The 16,561-nt window shown below is 64.4% G+C and carries 18 protein-coding genes; 5 read left to right on the top strand and 13 right to left on the bottom strand.

The window, feature by feature from the left end:
- Window positions 1-2: 2 nt before the first annotated feature.
- From OVA12_RS21410 to OVA12_RS21395, 4 genes are all read right to left on the bottom strand, one after another.
- Entirely contained in the window at window positions 3-380 is a 378-nt protein-coding gene (locus OVA12_RS21410; RefSeq protein ID WP_268140668.1) for a Na+/H+ antiporter subunit C, read from the bottom strand.
- Window positions 380-799, bottom strand: a complete 420-nt coding sequence (locus OVA12_RS21405) for a Na+/H+ antiporter subunit B (RefSeq protein WP_268140667.1) — start codon at window positions 797-799, stop codon at window positions 380-382. The genes OVA12_RS21410 and OVA12_RS21405 overlap by 1 nt, the downstream gene beginning before the upstream one ends.
- Window positions 799-3,189 (bottom strand): putative monovalent cation/H+ antiporter subunit A, encoded by a 2,391-nt coding sequence (locus OVA12_RS21400; protein WP_268140666.1) that lies wholly within the window; start codon window positions 3,187-3,189, stop codon window positions 799-801. Before OVA12_RS21400 ends, OVA12_RS21405 begins: the two co-directional genes overlap by 1 nt.
- A gap of 284 nt (window positions 3,190-3,473) precedes the next feature.
- A complete protein-coding gene (locus OVA12_RS21395) occupies window positions 3,474-3,911 on the bottom strand; it encodes a winged helix-turn-helix transcriptional regulator (RefSeq protein ID WP_268140665.1) in 438 nt (145 codons plus the stop codon).
- Window positions 3,912-4,039: 128 nt separating this feature from the next.
- On the opposite strand from OVA12_RS21395, the gene OVA12_RS21390 reads away from it, so the two are divergent.
- Window positions 4,040-4,894, top strand: coding sequence for an NmrA family NAD(P)-binding protein (locus tag OVA12_RS21390; RefSeq protein WP_268140664.1), 855 nt, complete (start codon window positions 4,040-4,042; stop codon window positions 4,892-4,894).
- A gap of 36 nt (window positions 4,895-4,930) precedes the next feature.
- On the opposite strand, the gene OVA12_RS21385 is transcribed toward OVA12_RS21390, so the two are convergent.
- The 3 genes from OVA12_RS21385 to OVA12_RS21375 all read right to left on the bottom strand — a co-directional run bounded on the left by OVA12_RS21385 (window position 4,931) and on the right by OVA12_RS21375 (window position 8,525).
- A complete protein-coding gene (locus OVA12_RS21385) occupies window positions 4,931-5,848 on the bottom strand; it encodes a c-type cytochrome (protein WP_268140663.1) in 918 nt (305 codons plus the stop codon).
- Between the two features lie 20 nt (window positions 5,849-5,868).
- Window positions 5,869-6,318 carry a c-type cytochrome gene (locus tag OVA12_RS21380; protein ID WP_268140662.1) on the bottom strand — a complete coding sequence of 150 codons (450 nt, stop codon included), beginning with the start codon at window positions 6,316-6,318 and terminating at the stop codon, window positions 5,869-5,871.
- A gap of 122 nt (window positions 6,319-6,440) precedes the next feature.
- The gene (locus tag OVA12_RS21375; protein WP_268140661.1) at window positions 6,441-8,525 is read right to left on the bottom strand and encodes a S9 family peptidase; all 2,085 of its coding nucleotides are present in this window, start codon (window positions 8,523-8,525) and stop codon (window positions 6,441-6,443) included.
- Window positions 8,526-8,700: 175 nt separating this feature from the next.
- Between OVA12_RS21375 and OVA12_RS21370 the strand changes: the two genes are divergently transcribed.
- On the top strand, window positions 8,701-9,084 hold the full coding sequence (locus tag OVA12_RS21370; RefSeq protein WP_268140660.1) for a hypothetical protein: 384 nt from the start codon (window positions 8,701-8,703) through the stop codon (window positions 9,082-9,084).
- A 60-nt stretch (window positions 9,085-9,144) separates the two neighbouring features.
- Here the strand turns inward: OVA12_RS21370 and OVA12_RS24030 are convergent, their stop codons facing one another.
- The 4 genes from OVA12_RS24030 to OVA12_RS21355 all read right to left on the bottom strand — a co-directional run bounded on the left by OVA12_RS24030 (window position 9,145) and on the right by OVA12_RS21355 (window position 11,962).
- A complete protein-coding gene (locus OVA12_RS24030) occupies window positions 9,145-9,447 on the bottom strand; it encodes a type II toxin-antitoxin system RelE/ParE family toxin (RefSeq protein ID WP_442793908.1) in 303 nt (100 codons plus the stop codon).
- Entirely contained in the window at window positions 9,444-9,677 is a 234-nt protein-coding gene (locus OVA12_RS24025; RefSeq protein ID WP_442793907.1) for a hypothetical protein, read from the bottom strand. Before OVA12_RS24025 ends, OVA12_RS24030 begins: the two co-directional genes overlap by 4 nt.
- Before the next feature lie 43 nt (window positions 9,678-9,720).
- Window positions 9,721-10,941 carry an MFS transporter gene (locus OVA12_RS21360; RefSeq protein WP_268141467.1) on the bottom strand — a complete coding sequence of 407 codons (1,221 nt, stop codon included), beginning with the start codon at window positions 10,939-10,941 and terminating at the stop codon, window positions 9,721-9,723.
- Between the two features lie 163 nt (window positions 10,942-11,104).
- Window positions 11,105-11,962 carry a DMT family transporter gene (locus OVA12_RS21355; protein WP_268140658.1) on the bottom strand — a complete coding sequence of 286 codons (858 nt, stop codon included), beginning with the start codon at window positions 11,960-11,962 and terminating at the stop codon, window positions 11,105-11,107.
- A 359-nt stretch (window positions 11,963-12,321) separates the two neighbouring features.
- Here OVA12_RS21355 and OVA12_RS21350 point away from each other — a divergent pair, with 359 nt between their 5' ends.
- The 3 genes from OVA12_RS21350 to OVA12_RS21340 all read left to right on the top strand — a co-directional run bounded on the left by OVA12_RS21350 (window position 12,322) and on the right by OVA12_RS21340 (window position 14,824).
- Window positions 12,322-13,611 (top strand): esterase-like activity of phytase family protein, encoded by a 1,290-nt coding sequence (locus OVA12_RS21350; RefSeq protein WP_268141465.1) that lies wholly within the window; start codon window positions 12,322-12,324, stop codon window positions 13,609-13,611.
- Window positions 13,612-13,819: 208 nt separating this feature from the next.
- The gene (locus tag OVA12_RS21345; RefSeq protein WP_268140657.1) at window positions 13,820-14,491 is read left to right on the top strand and encodes a Crp/Fnr family transcriptional regulator; all 672 of its coding nucleotides are present in this window, start codon (window positions 13,820-13,822) and stop codon (window positions 14,489-14,491) included.
- 132 nt (window positions 14,492-14,623) lie between these two features.
- Complete coding sequence (locus OVA12_RS21340) at window positions 14,624-14,824, top strand: YgaP family membrane protein (RefSeq protein WP_268140656.1); 201 nt, start codon at window positions 14,624-14,626, stop codon at window positions 14,822-14,824.
- Window positions 14,825-14,928: 104 nt separating this feature from the next.
- Here OVA12_RS21340 and OVA12_RS21335 read toward each other — a convergent pair whose 3' ends face one another.
- A complete protein-coding gene (locus OVA12_RS21335) occupies window positions 14,929-15,354 on the bottom strand; it encodes a DUF1284 domain-containing protein (protein ID WP_268140655.1) in 426 nt (141 codons plus the stop codon).
- A gap of 74 nt (window positions 15,355-15,428) precedes the next feature.
- Window positions 15,429-16,388, bottom strand: a complete 960-nt coding sequence (locus OVA12_RS21330) for an IS110 family transposase (RefSeq protein WP_268134003.1) — start codon at window positions 16,386-16,388, stop codon at window positions 15,429-15,431.
- Between the last annotated feature and the right edge of the window lie 173 nt (window positions 16,389-16,561).

Raw genomic sequence — 16,561 nt, 5'->3', positions numbered from 1 at the left:
GATCAGTACCCCTGCGGCGGCAGAGCTTCGCCTTTGGGCTCGGCGACGCGCATCTCGTTGACGTCATCGGTGCCCAGTTCCTGATAGGTGCGGAAGGCCAGCACCAGCAAGAAGGCGAAGAAGGAGAAGGAAATCACGATTGCCGTCAGCACGAGCGCCTGCGGCAGCGGATTGGCAGTTGCCCCGGCCGGCACATACAGGTCCGGCGGGATCACCGGCGGCACTTCGCGCGTCAGCCGTCCTGCGGTAAAGATCAACATGTTGACCGCATTGCCCAGGATCGTGATGCCGATGAGGATGTGGACGATGTGCCGCGACAGCATCAGATAGACGCCCACGGCAAAGAAAAGTCCGATCAGGACCGAGAACCCGGCTTCCATCAGTCGCTCTCCCGTTCCTCAAGGGCCAGGGCAATCGAGCCGATTGCGCCCACCACCACCAGATAAACGCCAATGTCGAAGAACATCGGCGTCGACAGATCGACCGCAACGCCGAGGAAATCGATGGTCACCCACTGGCTGGTCATGAAGGCCTGGCGGGTGAACAGCGACAGCAGGCCCGACAGCGCTGCCAGCAGCAGCCCGAATGCGGCAATGCTCATCGGATGGGCCTTCAGGGCCCGCCGCGCCGGCCCGACGCCAGCGGAAATGCCATAGATCGCCAGCGCCGAGGCTGCAATCAGACCGCCGATAAAGCCACCACCGGGCTCGTTATGGCCGCGCAGCAGGACGAAGATCGAGAACAGCACCATCAGCGCCGTGATGAACGGGGCAAAGGTGCGGAAGATGACCGTGCGCATCAGCGGGCCTCCACCGGTTTGCGGGCAGACTTGGCCGCCTTTGTCGTCTTTGCGGAAGCCTCTCCCGCATGTGTCTTGGTCTGGATCCGGATCAGCCCGAGCACGGCGAGGCCGGTCAGCACCACCACGGCAATCTCGCCCAGCGTATCAAAGCCGCGGAAGTCGACGATGATGACGTTGACGATGTTGCGGCCATGGGCAATCGCACGGCTGTACTGCGTGAAGAACTCGGACAGGCGGGCGTCGAACGGGGACTGCGTCACCGCCATCAGCACCAGGGCAAAGCCTGCACCCACGGACGCCGCCACGATCCCCGTGACCAGCTTGGCGCCAAACGGCCGATGGTCACGCGGCGACAGGTTGAGACGCGTCATCACCAGTGCCAGCACCACCACGGACAGGGTTTCGATCATGAACTGGGTGAAGGACAGGTCCGGCGCGCCAAACAGCATGAACAGCGTAGCCACCGCAAAGCCCTGGATGCCGAGCGAGACGATCGCCGTCAGGCGGGTCTTGGCCACCAGCACCGCACCAAGGCCCAGCACTGCAATGGCAATGACCGCCCATTCGTAGAAGCGGAACTCCGGCCAAGCCGGAACTGCCGGGAAGCTGCCCATCAGGTAAGGCGGCAGCAGCAGGGCCGCGCCTGTGACGGCGAAGGTCAGCACCATGTAGGTCTGCATCTTGCCGCCCTGCAGCAGCCGCGTCACGACGGCCGAGATCCAGACAATCGCGGCAACCACCTGGTCGAAGCCACGGTCCGGCCCCCAGCCGATCGCCGCCAGGATCGAGGCAATGATCCCGCGCAGCCGGTCAAGCTGCAGGAACAGCACGACGCCAAGCGCCACGGTGATGATCGACAGGATCAGCGGTGCCGAAATATAGCCCGGGATCAGATGCAGCTCGACGATTGCCGGCGTGCCCTTCAGCGAGGACAGCATCGGCCCGATGAACAGTTCACCGGTCGTATGCGCCATCATGGCAGCGGCAAGGCCGGTAAGCGACAGCACCACAGGACCAACCCACAGCAGGACGGGCCCTTCATGGGCATGCTTGGGCGTGTGTACTTCCGGCCCAAAGAAGGGCTTGATCGCGACGGCAGCTGCAATCACCAGCATCAGGGCATTGCCGATGACGGCGACCACCGTCAGCAGCATCGCCCCCTGCGGCAAGCCCCAGGTGCCATAGTAGAGAACTTCCTTGGCGATGAAGCCGATGAACGGCGGCAGGCCGGCCATGGACAGGCCTGCGAGTGCTGCCGCGGCAAAGGTGATCGGCATCGCCTTGCGCAACCCGCCCAGCTTGGTGACGTCACGCGTTCCTGCCTCATGGTCGATGGTGCCGGCGACCATGAACAGCGCGCCCTTGAACAGCGAATGGGCGAAGAGATAGAGCACCGCGCCTTCCAGTGCCTTCTCGTTGCTGGTGCCCGTCAGCATGACCAGCAGCCCGAGCGAGGCGACGGTCGTATAGGCCAGCATCAGCTTCAGGTCTGTCTGGCGCACGGCGAGCAAGGTGCCCACCAGCAAGGTCACACCGCCAAACAGCGGCAGCACGGTCATCCAGATGTCCGTGCCTCCCAGCACCGGATGCACGCGCATCAGCAGATAGACGCCAGCCTTCACCATCGTCGCCGAATGCAGGAACGCCGACACCGGGGTCGGCGCTTCCATGGCGTTGGGAAGCCAGAAATGGAACGGGAACTGGGCCGACTTGGTGAAGGCACCACCCAGGACCAGAAGGAAAACGGGCAGATACAGCGCGCTGCCGCGCAGCACATCGCCGCTCGCCAGCACTTTCGACATCTCGATCTCGCCGGTGATCTGGATGATCAGCAGGAACCCGGCGAGCAGCGCAAGACCACCGCCACCCGTCACCAGCAGCGCCTGCAGCGCCGCCCGGCGCGAGGCGGCCCGCAGATGGTCAAAGCCGATCAGCAGGAACGAGGTGATCGAGGTCAGTTCCCAGAAGATGAAAAGCGTAATGAGGTTGTCAGCCGTGACGAGCCCCAGCATCGCGCCCATGAACAGGAACAGGAACGACAGGAACCGCCCCTGCTGCGGATGCCCCTTCAGGTAGCCGCCTGCGTAAAGAATGATGAACGTGCCGATGCCGGAAATCAGCAGCGCGAACAGCGTCGACAGTCCGTCGATGTAGAACGACAGGCTGACGCCGTAGGCCGGCACCCACTCGCGGGCAACCGTGAAGGTCTGCCCCTGCGACACGCCAGACACGAAGCCGGCGAAATGGGCGAAGATCAGGAAGGGCACCAGCGCCAGCGGCCAGGCCGCGTTGTGCTTGAGAATCCTGACGGCGAAGGGCGCGATCGCCGCAGCCGCAAAGGGCGCAAGCACGGCGAGGATGGTCATGTCGGGTGCGGCGGGCGTCATGCTCACTCTTCGGCTGGTCTGGGGGTCTTGACGTCCGGACCGGACGGCTCCGATCCCGAGGCTAGGAGGAGGAAGTTAAAATTTTCGTTTGAATTGGTTCTTCCTGGCCGCAATCGCAAGGTGCCAGCGTCAAACCCGCCCGTGTTTCTACGTATTGTCAGGTCAACGCCGCATCAGAGCCGCATCCGGCCTTGAGTTTTTGGCCAGGCATCAAGCATCGCGCCGCCGCTGACAGGCGGTTTGATTGGCGTCTGCACAGGGGGAATCAGTTTGCGCCGCGCGGGTCAGTCGCTCTTTTCCTGCTGCGCCTCAAGGATCCGCGGCATGTTGACCTCGATCCAGTCCGCCAGCACGCGCACCCGTTCTGCCGCCTCCCGGCCCAGCTCCGTCAGCCGGTACTCCACATGCGGCGGCACCACCGGCAGGGATGTGCGGGTCAGGAACCCGTCCGCCTCCAGCTGCTGCAGGGTCTGCGCCAGCATCTTTTCGCTCACCCCGCCGATCTTGCGGCGCAAGGTGCTGTAGCGGTGCATGCCTTCCAGCAGCGCCAGCAGGACCAGCACGCCCCAGCGGCTGGTCAGGTGTTTCAGGATCTCGCGCGACGGGCAGGCTTCGCTGAACACCAGTCCGCGCTGCAGCAGTCCGGACAGCGCTTCGGGCTGCCGGGCGCCCTCCCCCTCAATCTCGCTGCCTTTCCGGTCCAGAAGGTCCGCGCCATCCATTGCCAGCATCCTCGTTTCAACAAAGGCGATACTAACAAATTAGTGCGTACTTTCCAAAAGAAAGTTTGAAGCGCATATCAGGTCCATCGAACCCCGAACCCGATCCAAACCCAGAAGGAGACCTGATCATGATTGCAATTACTGGTGCCAGCGGCCAGCTCGGCCGCCTCGTCGCTGAAAACCTGCTCGCCACCGAACCTGCCGCCTCGCTGCGCCTTCTCGTGCGCAGCCCGGACAAGGTCGCTGACCTTGCCGCCCGCGGCGCTCAGGTTGCCGCGTTCGACTACAGCCGCCCCGAGACCCTCGCCCCTGCCCTCAAGGGCGTCAGCAAGCTGTTGCTGATTTCCTCTTCGGAGGTTGGCAGCCGCGCGGCTCAGCACAAGGCGGTCATTGCGGCGGCCAAGGCGGCAGGTGTCGAACTCCTGATCTACACCTCGATCCTGCGCACGCCGCAGTCCGGCATGATCCTCGCCGCCGAACACAAGATCACCGAACAGGCTCTCGCCGCCTCCGGCGTTCCCTATGTTCTCCTGCGCAATGGCTGGTATCTGGAGAATTTCATGGGCTCGGTTCCGGCCGCCATTGAACATGGCGCGGTCTTCGGTGCCTCGGGCGAGGGCCGCATATCCGCAGCTGCCCGCTCCGATTACGCAGCAGCTGCAGCCGAACTCCTGCGCAAGGGTGCAGCCTCCGGCACCGTCCTCGAGCTTGCTGGCGACACGTCCTTCACCAAGGCCGACCTTGCCGCCGAGATCGAGCGCCAGTCTGGAAAGCCGGTTGCCTACACGAACATGTCTGAAGAGGCATTCAAGGGGTTGCTGATCCAGGTCGGCCTGCCGGATGGGTTTGCCGGTGCTCTCGCCGATGCCGACACCGCCACTGCAAGGGGCGAGCTCTTCGATGACGGCAAGACCCTCTCCCGCCTCATCGGCCGCCCGACCGTCACGCTCGCCGAGGCCGTCGCAGCCACCCTCAAGGCCTGACGCTCCAAGCCTCCCGGAGTAAAATCTGGGAGGCCCTCAGCGCCCGTCCGCCAGCGCCGGCACAGCCTTCAGATAGGCGGCAATCGCCTCCCGGTCGCTGGCAGGCAGCTTGGCCATGTTCTCCTGCACGGCAACCATCTCGCCGCCGACGGAATCGAAGTCCGGCGTGAAGCCGGTTTCAAGATAATAGGCAATGTCGGCAGCGCTCCAGCTGCCGATACCGCCCTCTCCGCCCGTAATGTTCGGAATACGGCCTTCGCCCGTGGGTGCCGCAGCGCCTGCAAGCCAGCGGCTGCGGTCCAGGCCGCCGATGGCATCGCGCGGGGTGTGGCATTCGCCGCAATGCCCCGGCCCCTCGACCAGATAGCGGCCACGCTCAAGGACGGCATCGCCAGCAGCCACCGTGACCACTGGTGCCGGATCCAGATTGGCCAGCTTCCAGAGCCCCAGTCCGCGGCGGATGTTGAAGGGAAAGCCCAGTTCATGCGCCGGTGCCTTTCCGGCCACTGCCGGCAGCTGCTGCATGTAGGCTTGCAGGTCCATCACATCGCTCGGCGTCATCCGGGCATAGGATGTATAGGGAAAGGCCGGGTAATAATGCGCGCCGTCCGGCGACACGCCGGCCAGCATGGCATTGGCGAAGTCGGCCTTGCTCCAGCCGCCGATCCCGTCGTTCGGATCGCTCGAAATATTCGGCGCGACGAAGGTGCCGAAGGGCGTCGCCAGTTTCAGCCCGCCCGCCAGCTTCAGCTTGTCCTCGCCCTTTGCGCCTGGTGCCGCATGGCAGGATGTGCAACCACCGGCGTGGAACACCACCTCGCCCCGCTGCGGGTCGCCATCGGGCAAGGCCGCCAACGTTGCGGAGGAGAGAGGGCGCGGGGCGGTCAACATCCAGCCGGCGGCAGCCACGGCTGCGCCAGCCAGAAGAACACCTATCAGGATCTTGCGACGCATCCCCGCGCACTCCAGTTGGGTTATTTCTGCACGCGGTAAGCTTCGTGGCAGCTCTTGCAGTTGGCAAGGATCGGGCCGACAGCGGCCTTGAACGCTTCGGCATCAGCCGGGCCATCCTTGCCGGACGCCTGGGCTGCGGCCCCGGTGGCTGCCGAGAACTTGGCCAGCGCAGCGGCAAATCCGGCTGCATCAGACCAGATCTTCGGGCTGGCGGTCGTGCCGGCTGCGGTGTCACTGCCGGCCGGGAAGAACGAGCCATGGGAGAGCGCAGCTGCGTTCAGCGACGCAATGGCAGCCTTGCCAGCGGCCGGGCTGTAGGCAATCTCGCCCTTCATCAGGCCGCCGGACAGGCCGGCGCTTGCGGCAACCGACTGCATGATCGCCTTGCGCGTGGCAACCGGATCATCCGCTGCCTGCACCGCCGGCATGACAAACAGGACCGCAGCAGCGGCCAGAACAAATTTCTTCATCAACATCTCCCTCACGGCAAACGGCGCGTCACCATCCGCATCGCCATTGAAGGAGGATTTGCCGGTAAAGCGGAAGTCACAGACGAGTGATCAGGGCGCGAGCAGGCACCCTGATCGAGCCGTCAAGCCTGTCCTGCAACCTTCAGTGCGAAGGCCTGAACCAGTGCCACTTCCTTCAGCCGGTCAAACCGGCCGGAGGCACCGCCGTGTCCGGCCTCCATGTTGGTCTTCAGCATCAAGAGGCTGTCGCCGGTCTTCACCGCCCGCAGGCGGGCCACCCACTTCGCTGGTTCCCAGTAGGTCACGCGCGGATCAGTCAGGCCACCGACCGCCAGGATCGCCGGATAGGCCTTCGCCGTGACATTGTCATAGGGCGAGTAGCCGGCGATGTAGTCATAGGCCTCGCGGCTGGCGATCGGGTTGCCCCATTCCGGCCATTCCGGCGGCGTCAGCGGCAGCGTGTCGTCGAGCATGGTGCTCAGCACGTCGACGAAGGGCACCTCGGCGATGATGCCGCCGAACTTCTCGCCGCCCATGTTCGCCACCGCGCCCATCAGCATGCCGCCGGCCGAACCGCCCTGCGCGACGATGCGCTCATGCGCGGTGAAGCCTTCGCCGACGAGATGGTCGGCTGCAGCCAGGAAATCGGTGAAGGTGTTGCGCTTGAACTCGCGCCGGCCCTTCGAATACCAGGCATAGCCCTTTTCCTTGCCGCCGCGGATATGCGCGATCGCATAGACGAAGCCCCGGTCGACGAGGCTGAGGCAGTTGGTGTTGAAGCTCGCCGGGATGGAAATGCCATAGGAGCCATAGCCATAGAGCAGGCAGGGCGCGGAGCCGTCGAGCGGCGTGTCCTTGCGGTAGAGTACTGACACCGGCACCAGCTCGCCATCGGCCGCGCGGGCCTGCAGGCGGCGGGTGACATAGTCGGCCGGGTTGTGGCCCGACGGCACCGCCTGTTCCTTGCGCAGCGTGCGCTGGCGCGTCTCGACATCGTAGTCATAGGTGCGCGACGGCGTCGTCATCGAGGAATAGGTGAAGCGGATCAGGCTGGTGTCGAACTCGTAGCCGTCCGACAGTCCGAGCGAATAGGCCTCCTCGTCGAAGGCAATCGCATGTTCGACGGCATCCACCAGCCGCCGCACCACGATGCGCGGCAGCCCATCCTCGCGCTCCAGGCGGACGATGAAGTCCTTGTAGGCGGTGACCGACAGGATCAGCCGGCCGCCCTTGTGCGGCACCAGATCGCTCCAGTTCGCCCGCCCCGGATCGCTGACCGGCGCGGTGACGATCTTGAAGTCTTCGGCATCGTCCGCATTGGTCAGGATGAAGAACTGGCCACCGCTTTCATCGACCGAATATTCAATCGCCGTCTCGCGCGCCGCGATCAGGCGCGGGGCACTGGTCGGTGCGTCGGCAGGGATGACATGGACTTCGGAAGTCTCATGGTCATGGATGTCGATGACGATGTGGCTGCCCGATTGGGTCTTGCCAACGCCCATGAAGAAGCCGGCATCCGCCTCCTCGTAGACAAGCACGTCCGTCGCCGGATCGGTGCCAATCTCGTGGCGGAACAGTTTGGACGGCCGATGATTGGCATCAACCCGGATATAGAACAGATAACGCCCGCAGGCCGAGAACTCGCCACCGCCTGCGGTGTCCTCGATCACGGTGGCCATGTCGGCGCCCGTCGTCATGTCGCGCAGCTTGAGGGTGTAGAACTCCGAGCCCTTGTCGTCATAGGCCCAGGCCAGACGGCTGTGATCGTCGGAATGGGTCGCACCGGCCAGCTTGAAGTAGGCCTTGCCCGCTGCTTCCTTGTCGCCGTCAATGAGGATCTGTTCGTCGCCGCCGCCGCGCGGGGTCCGGGTCAGGATCGGATGCTGGCCGCCGGTCACATAGCGCAGGCCATACTCATACGGCCCGTCCTGCATCGGAACGGAGCTGTCGTCTTCCTTGATGCGGCCCTTCATCTCGGCAAACAGCGTGTCCTGCAACGCCTTGGTCGGCGCCATCTGCGCCTCGAGATAGGCGTTCTCGGCCTCCAGATAGGCCCGGATGTCGTCCGCCAGGACAGAAGGATCCCGCATGACCTCCTGCCAGTTGTCAGCCCGCAGCCAGGCGTAATCGTCCTGGCGGGTGATGCCGTGGGTGGTCAGGGTGACGGGGCGCGCTTCCGCGCGCGGAGGAAGAACGGAGTGTGTCATTCAGCCGAGGTAGGTTGTTTCGGGAGGCTTGGCAAGGGGCGCCAAAGCAACACAGCTCACTGCAGATTGGCCAACACGCCTGCGTGATCGGCAGCCTGTGCCGCCAGAGGGAAATTGACTGCCGCAGCGTTTCTGCGACTGTGGGCAGGAGACAGCTCAGGGCGGGAGGCGCGCCGTGGACGAGATCACCCGACTTGCCGAGGAATGCGTGACCCGGGCCTGGGGCTTCTGCGGGCTGGCGGTGCTCATGGTGATGATGGGCACGCTGTCGCATCCCCATTACAGCTTCCTGTTCGGGGCGCTTGGGGCCGGCATCACAGGGCTCTTCATGGCCTGGTATGGCCTCACCTATCACCGCCGCGCCCGTGTCGAGGACACGGAAGTCTGGATGCTGCTTGCCCCGGACCGGCGGCCGCAGAAGGCCGTCGCACGGGCGATGATCGCGGTTGCCATGCGCGACGCCCTGTTCGACAAGGCCCGCATGTCCGCCCGCCTCTCCGGCGCCTTCCTCCTGCTCTCCCTCGCCCTGTTCGCAGTCGCCGCGCTGAAGGCGGGGTAAATGGGCATGATCTTGCCTATCCTAGGAAAGCCAGATGGCTCCAGGTATGCAGGGCGTGCCCTAGCTCTTTTTTGAAAGGAGTGTTGCCGGCATAACCGCCGCATGCAGGACTCTGACTATCCGGAGTTCGGGCAGAGAAGGTAGATAGAACACGATGTGGCTCTGATGTCTGATCTGGCGAAGGTTAGGCGCGACAGGGCAAATCCGCCCGAGTCGAGGCAGGCTCGCTATTCGGTCAAAGCACTGCTCCAGCGACAGCTGATAGGCCAATGCCTGGTGCTCGCCGAATTTAACAATACCGAAAACAAGGATGTCTTCCAGGTCCTGTGCCGCAACTTCACTCAGGACCCAGACCGGGTTCACCGCACGGGGCTGCCAGCTTGTGCCATGACATCGATGCGTCGACGCGCGCGCTCAAGTCGCTGTTCAAGCGATGACGAAACACCAGAGCCAAGTTGCCCACTTACCAACGCCTCAGACAACAACGCGGCCTTCGCCGTTTCGCTCATGGCTTCAAGCACACGTCTATCCTCCTGGTCAGGAGCAACCAGCGAAGAAACAGGAATCTGGATTTCAGATGACGTGTGATCCATATCTGAACACTACACCAAACCCACCCCCGGGACCAGAGCATCCTCAACCCATGGCAACGCGCCGGGTGTTCCTGTCGCGCAGCAGCAGGAAGATCACGACTGCTGCATTGACGAGGTTCCAGGCCAGACCATTGAGGAAGGCAGCGGCGTAGGAACCGGTCAGGTCATAGATCCAGCCGGACATCCAGCCGCCGATGGCCATGCCGAAGATCGTTGCCATGATGACGAAGCCAATGCGCTGGCCGGCTTCCCTGGCCGGCAGGTACTCGCGCACGATCACCGCATAGCTCGGAATGATGCCGCCTTGTGACAGGCCAAAGATCAGCGACACGAGATAGAGCGAGGTCAGCCCGTCGAAGGGAATGTACAGCGCCAGCGCCAGCCCCTGCCCGACCGAGCCGATCAGGAGCGCGATCAGGCCGCCGAGCCGGTCGGCGATCACACCGGAAATCAGCCGGCTGACAACGCCGCCGACCATCATCAGCGCCAGCATGTCCGCGCCCGGCGCGATGCCATAGCCAAGGTCGACGCAATAGGCGACGATATGCACCTGCGGCATCGACATGGCGATGCAGCAGGCCAGTCCCGCGACAACCAGCAGCCCCTGCAACGCCGCTGGTGAAAGCCCAAGATCGCGCGTGCCAGGGCTTTTCGCGACACCGCCCGCGCTGAGGTCCGCCCCCAGCGGCCCGCCATGCACACGGGCGCGCAGCAGCAAAGTCAGTGGAACCATGGTGACGATCAGGATCAGCGCGATCGTCAGATAGGTGCTGCGCCAGTCACCGACGGCCAGCCCCCATTTGATGATCGTCGGCCACAGCGCGCCGGCGAGATAGTTCCCGCTGGCCGCGCAGGCAATGGCAATGCCGCGCCGGCGCTGGAACCAGTGCGACACATCCGCCAGCAGCGGACCGAAAGTCGCCGCCGTGCCGAAGCCGATCAGGAACCCTTGCGCCAGGGCAAAAAGCAACAGGGTCGGGGCCACCGCCGCCAGCGCATAACCCGCAGAGAGCGCCAGCGCCGATCCGATCACCGGCAGGATGATACCGACCCGGTCCACCCAGCGGCCAACGAGATAATTGCCCAGCGCGAAACCGACCATCGCCAGCGTGTAAGGCAGCGACGCCTCGGCCCGGTCGACGCCGAATTCCGCCTGCACCGCCGGCAGCACCACGACCACCGACCACATGCCGACGCCGCCAAGCGTCGACAACAGGATGGCAATCGCCAGCCGGAACCAGGCATAGGCGCCATCGGGGCGCATCTGTTCGTCGGTAAAGGCAGCCTGGGGCAACGGGGCACTCCGGAAATCTGGCGCGGCGGGCGTGTTGAGGATAGGCGGTCAGCGGGCAAAGAGCCACACCAGACGGAATGGCTAGGACGGGCGAAAGGGACGATGCCGCGCCGCGACGGATGGCATCGCGGCTTCAGGCCGCGATCAGCAACAACAGTCCGGCGAGGATGACAACCGACCAGCCGAGCCTGTGCTTCAGATGCCCTTCGCCCAGCAGAAGGCTTCCAGCCAACACCGTCAGCGGCACGCTGAGTTCCCGGATGGGGGCAACGAAGGCCACCGGCGTGAAGGTCAGCGCATAGAGCACCAGGATGTAGGCGAGCGGGTTGAAAAAGGCGATGGCGAGCAGCGACAGGCGATGGTTGCGCCAGTGCTGGACGATCAGCTCGCGCCGCTTCAGCGCCAGCGGCGACAACAGGATCGACCGGCCGAAGCTCGACACATAGTCCAGCAGCAGCGGCGGGATCAGCAGCACCGAGACGGAATAGGCGTCCCAGGCGGTGTAGATGCCGATCAGCACCCCGGTGCCCAGCCCGAACAGCAGTGACGTTGTCACGGCGGCCCGGTCCCTGCGGCCACCACTGGTCAGGAAGGCAACGCCAGTCACCATCACCAGCGCACCAGCCGCCATCTGCAGGCTGACCTGTTCACCCAGCAGCACAACTGCGAAGGCCGTCGACAGCAGCGGCCCGGTGGCGCGCGCGGTCGGATAGACGAGCGACAGGTCCCCCTTGCGATATCCCACCTGCAGGAACAGGAAATAGGCCATGTGCACCAGCGTGCTGCCGCAGATGAACAGGATCTGCCAGGGGCCGAAGTAAGGCCGCTCCACCAGGATCACCCACAGCGCCACCGGCAGGTACAGGATGACGGAGAGGACGGAGAACAGCCACACCAGCTCCGGCCCGCCTCCCACGCGCTTGACCAGCACATTCCAGGTGGCATGGCAGAAGGCGGCGGCCAGAACCAGGGCAAGGCCTAGGCTCGTCATTGGGGACCTCAGGGCGCGGAAGACGTTGACAGGCGGGGCGTTCAGACGGACGCAGAACCGTCGACTTTCAAAATTCCTGAACAGATTAACAGACTTGGATCTCTGTATGAAGTTTTTGTGACGCCCTGAGGTGTCCCAAATCCGTCCTTTCAAAAGGTTGGACGGATCTGATGCCAGGCTGCCAAACACTGGCTTACCGCTGCTGCCTCAAGCCCTTCCCGGCTTATCTGGCTTTGTAATTCCCCCGTCGCAACAAAGGCTTAAGCAAAGCCCAACGCAGAGAGTACGTTTGCTGCCTGCGTCCCGCACTCAAAGCCTGGGAGGCTTCCTTGCGTCTTCTTCTCACCGCCGGTCTGCTCATGACCACCTGCCTCAGCGCCGCTGCGCAGCAGGAATTCACCGCCACGCTGACCGGCCACGCCGTCCTGCCGGCCAAGACCTTCGTCGCCGCTCCGGCTGACGCTCCGTCTGTCCTGCAGACCTCGGGCAAGTTCTCCGGCAAGACCCCGGTGCGCATCACCACGGAAGCCGGCACGGGCGAGACCCTGCCGATCAAGGGCCAGCCGGTGCAGGGCTTCTCCGGCATCAAGGCGCTCGGCAACGGCACCTACCTCGTCGGCTCCGACAACGGCTTTGGCTCGAAGCTGAACTCGCCGGACGCGATGCTGATGTTCCACGAAGTCAAGCCGGACTTCGAAAAGGGCACCGTGGACGTCCTGAAGACCACCTTCCTGTCTGACCCGTCCAAGGTCGTCCCCTTCGTCATCTCCGGTGAAGCGACCGACACGCGCTACCTGACCGGCGCCGACTTCGACCTCGAGGGTTTCCAGCCGGTGGGCGACAAGCTCTACATCGGTGAAGAATTCGGCCCTTACGTCATCTCCGTCGACCGCGCCACCGGCAAGCTCCTGTCGTTCAACGAGACCGAGGCCAACGGCGGCAAGGTCCGCTCCCCGGATCATTTCGCCGTCAACGTGCCGAACCCGGATGGCAAGCTGCCGGAAATCAACCTGAAGCGCTCCAAGGGCTACGAAGGCTTTGCCGCAGCTCCCGATGGCTCCAAGCTCTACGCTCTGGCCGAAGGCCCGATGTGGAACGTCGAGAAGGCCGCCTACGAGACCGTTGACGGCAACGAAGCCGCCTCGATCCTCGAGTTCGACACCGCCTCCAACGCCTGGACCGGCCGCACCTGGCTGTTCCGCTTCGAAGCAAACGGCCACGCCATCGGCGACTTCAACATGATCGACGCCACCCGCGGCCTGATCATCGAGCGCGACAACGGCGAAGGCGACGCGGAACTGGCCTGCAAGGACGGCGCCACCACCGGCTGCTTCAAGTCCCCGGCCAAGTTCAAGCGCGTCTACCTCGTCGACCTCGCCGTCGAGCCGGGCAAGCCGGTGCGCAAGATCGCCTACATCGACCTGATGAACATTCAGGACCCGAAGGGCGTTGCCCGCCTCGGCAAGCGCGCCGATGCCCGCTTCACCTTCCCGTTCTTCACCATCGAGAACGTCGACAAGGTCGATGACACCACGCTGATCGTCGCCAACGACAACAACTTCCCCTTCTCGAAGGGCCGTGCTGTTGACGCCATCGACAACAACGAGTTCATCCTCCTGAACGTCGGCGACTTCCTCAAGGCCAAGTAAGCCTCACCCGGCAAGCGGCGACCATTGGCCGCCGCTTGCATCCCGCCCTTCCGGACAAGGTGAGCGCCCGCGAACCGCAGATCCGGAACCCAGTGCATCAGCGCGAGCGCACGCGAGCCCCCTTCACCACCAGCCTGCGCATCTCCCCGGTCTGGCGTCCGCCTCCCTGCCGTGGCACCCTGCAGCCACTTCGAATAGGGAGCCCGTCATGAGCATTCCGGCTCGCCACCCAGACATCGCCAGCCGTCTCGGCCTGTCGCACCTGAGCCCAGCCTCCGCCGATCTGCTTGCCCGTGGTGCCCGCGAAATCGTGCTGCCACGCGGAACCACCGTGTTCTCGCCCGGCCAGGCCTGCCCCGGCTGGATCCTCGTCGAAACCGGCTCGGTCCGCGTCATGATGACGGCCGATACCGGCCGCGAGATCCTGCTCTACCGCGTCGAGCCCGGCGAAAGCTGCCTGCTCACCACCTCCTGCCTGTTCGGCGAGGAGCCCTATGCCGCAACCGGACAGACAGAAACCGACGTGACCGCGCTGGTGTTGCCGGCCTCCACCGTGTTCCATCTGGTGGAGAGCGAACCGGAGTTCCGCCGGCTCGTCTTCTCAGGCTTCGGCCAGCGCATCGGCACCATTCTCAAGACCATGGAAGACGCCATCTTCCACCGGATCGAGCCGCGCCTTGCCCGCCTGCTGCTGGCGCGGGCCGATGCGGAAGGCAAGCTAGATGCCACCCAGGCAGACATCGCCAGCGACCTTGGCTCGGCGCGCGAAGTCATCGCCCGCCATCTTGGCCGCCTCGCGGACGAGGGAATTCTGGCGAAGGACCGCGGCCACATCACGATCCTCGACCGCGCCGCCCTTGCCCGCCTTGCGGCGGAGTGACGCGTCATCCGCCCGTTTGTTCCGACAGTGGATCTCAGTGTGACCTAGTCACAGACCCCTCCCCCTACGCTCGCTAGAGTGAGGTCATTCAGCGCGATCTGCGCTGTCAGGGATTGGAACAGGGGACGAAACATGAGCGTCAACATGGGAAGCATCGACCGGCTGTTGCGGGTCATCTTGGGTCTGGCCCTTCTGGCCTTCGCCGTCTTCGGCCCGGCAGACATCGCCTGGAAATGGGTCGGCTATATCGGCGTCGTGCCGCTGCTCACCGCCGCCATCGGCTGGTGCCCGGCCTACACCCTCCTCGGAATCCGGACCTGCAAGGCGGCCTGATCCGGCATTGAGCTTCAAGGCGCGCAGCAACTCCATCACCGCGCCTTGATCCGGAACGGGAAGCCGGATCTGCCCCATGGTCCGGCTTTCCGTTTCCGGTTGTTTCAGCCGCCTTGGACCCGCGTCCCGGCAAATCCGTTGCCAGCCACCTGATCACACAGGCCGGACCATTGGCAGCCGCCGCAGGCCTTGCGGATCGCGCCTGCCGCAAATCCCGCCTGCAGCCGGGCAATCAGCGCCCCGTCCAGCACCAGTTCCACACCGCTCTCCAGCGCCAGCCCCGTCAACGCCGCCACATCCACCAGCGCCTGCGCATCCCTCTGCGTCACGCTGTCGTTGTGGCAATGCGGATCATCGGTGCCGAGGAGCGGCGCGCAAATGTCATCCGGCCCTTCGACCATGATAACGGGCTCGCCGGCGCGAATGCGGTCGATGATGCGGCCATAATTGACAACAAACCGCGGGCTGTAGCCCTCGCCGACAAAGGTCAGCATACACAGGAAATGATGCGGTCGCAGGCGGATGGTCATATCCTTGCGTACCCTGTTTTCCCAGGCCTGTCAGCGGTCGGAACGTTTGCCAGGGAAAGACCTCTCCGATGTCATCAACTCTGTTGTTGTGCGTTTTGCCTGATCCTTGCGTTCAGGATGACGATGATCTTTCGCATGAGGGCGGCGATTGCGAGGATTGGCTTCTTCCCGTTGTTGATAAGCCTTTGATAGACCTCCTTTAATGGCCCGTTTGCGCGGCTTGCGGACAAGGCGGCCATGAAGAGGGCCGGCTTGACGGTGGAGCGTCCGCCGTGCATCCGGCGATATCCCTTGAGGGTTCCGCTGTCCTTCGGATGAGGGGCGACCCCGGCGAGGCTTGCGGCCTGGCGCCGGTCCATCGTTCCCAGTTCCGGCATGGTTGCGGCGAGGGTGATGGCGGTGCGCTTGCCCACGCCCGGCAGGGAGCAGCAGACCTCGATCCGGCGGGCGAGCTGCGGCGAGGCGTCGACGAGCGCCTCGATGGCGGCGTCGATGGCCTCGATCTCGTGCAGGATCGCCCGCAGGATGACCTGGCAGGAGCGGCGGATGATCGCGATGCCAGGTCCCTCTCCGGGGATCTTTGAGCGGTTCTGCTCGGCCACCTTGAGGGCGAGAAGCTCCTGACGGCGGGCATTGAGGCTGGCGAGTGTGCTCTGGGTCTCATCGGTCGGCGTGAACAGGGCGAGTGTCTTCCAGCGCTCCTCGCCATAGCGGGCCAGAGCCTGGGCATCGATGGCGTCTGTCTTGGCAAGACGGCCGAAGGACCGGCTGAATGCCTTGACCTTAACGGTATCGGCCCGGTGGCAGGCAAGGCCTGCTGCCGTCAGTTCGCCCACCAGCAGGCGCTCGTGGCCGCCGGTCGGCTCCAACACGCACAGGCAGTCGGCCGACAGGCCTGTCAGCGCCTTGCGGATGCTGGCGGAGCGGTTGGGGAAGGTCGTGACACGGCCGGTGGCGGTGTCGAAGGCGGTGATGCTGTCCTTGGCGACATCGAAGCCGCAGACATGGGCGGGAGGCTGCTGCAGGGCGGGCATGGCCGTGCTATCCTTGACGTGCTTCGGATTGTTTGCGGGCGTGGGTGTCAACCAGAGGCCCAATCAACTCTCCAAGCGGGAAAAGGGAAGCGTCAGGGAGCCATGATGACAGCGGGTGAAAACCCGACCCCGGGACGGTCGCCTGACGCTGAAGCTGCGGGTTAAGGGTCGCA

This window comes from Pannonibacter sp. SL95, from assembly GCF_026672425.1.
Classification (GTDB): Bacteria; Pseudomonadota; Alphaproteobacteria; order Rhizobiales; family Stappiaceae; genus Pannonibacter.
This window is presented reverse-complemented; position numbering and strand designations above follow the sequence as displayed.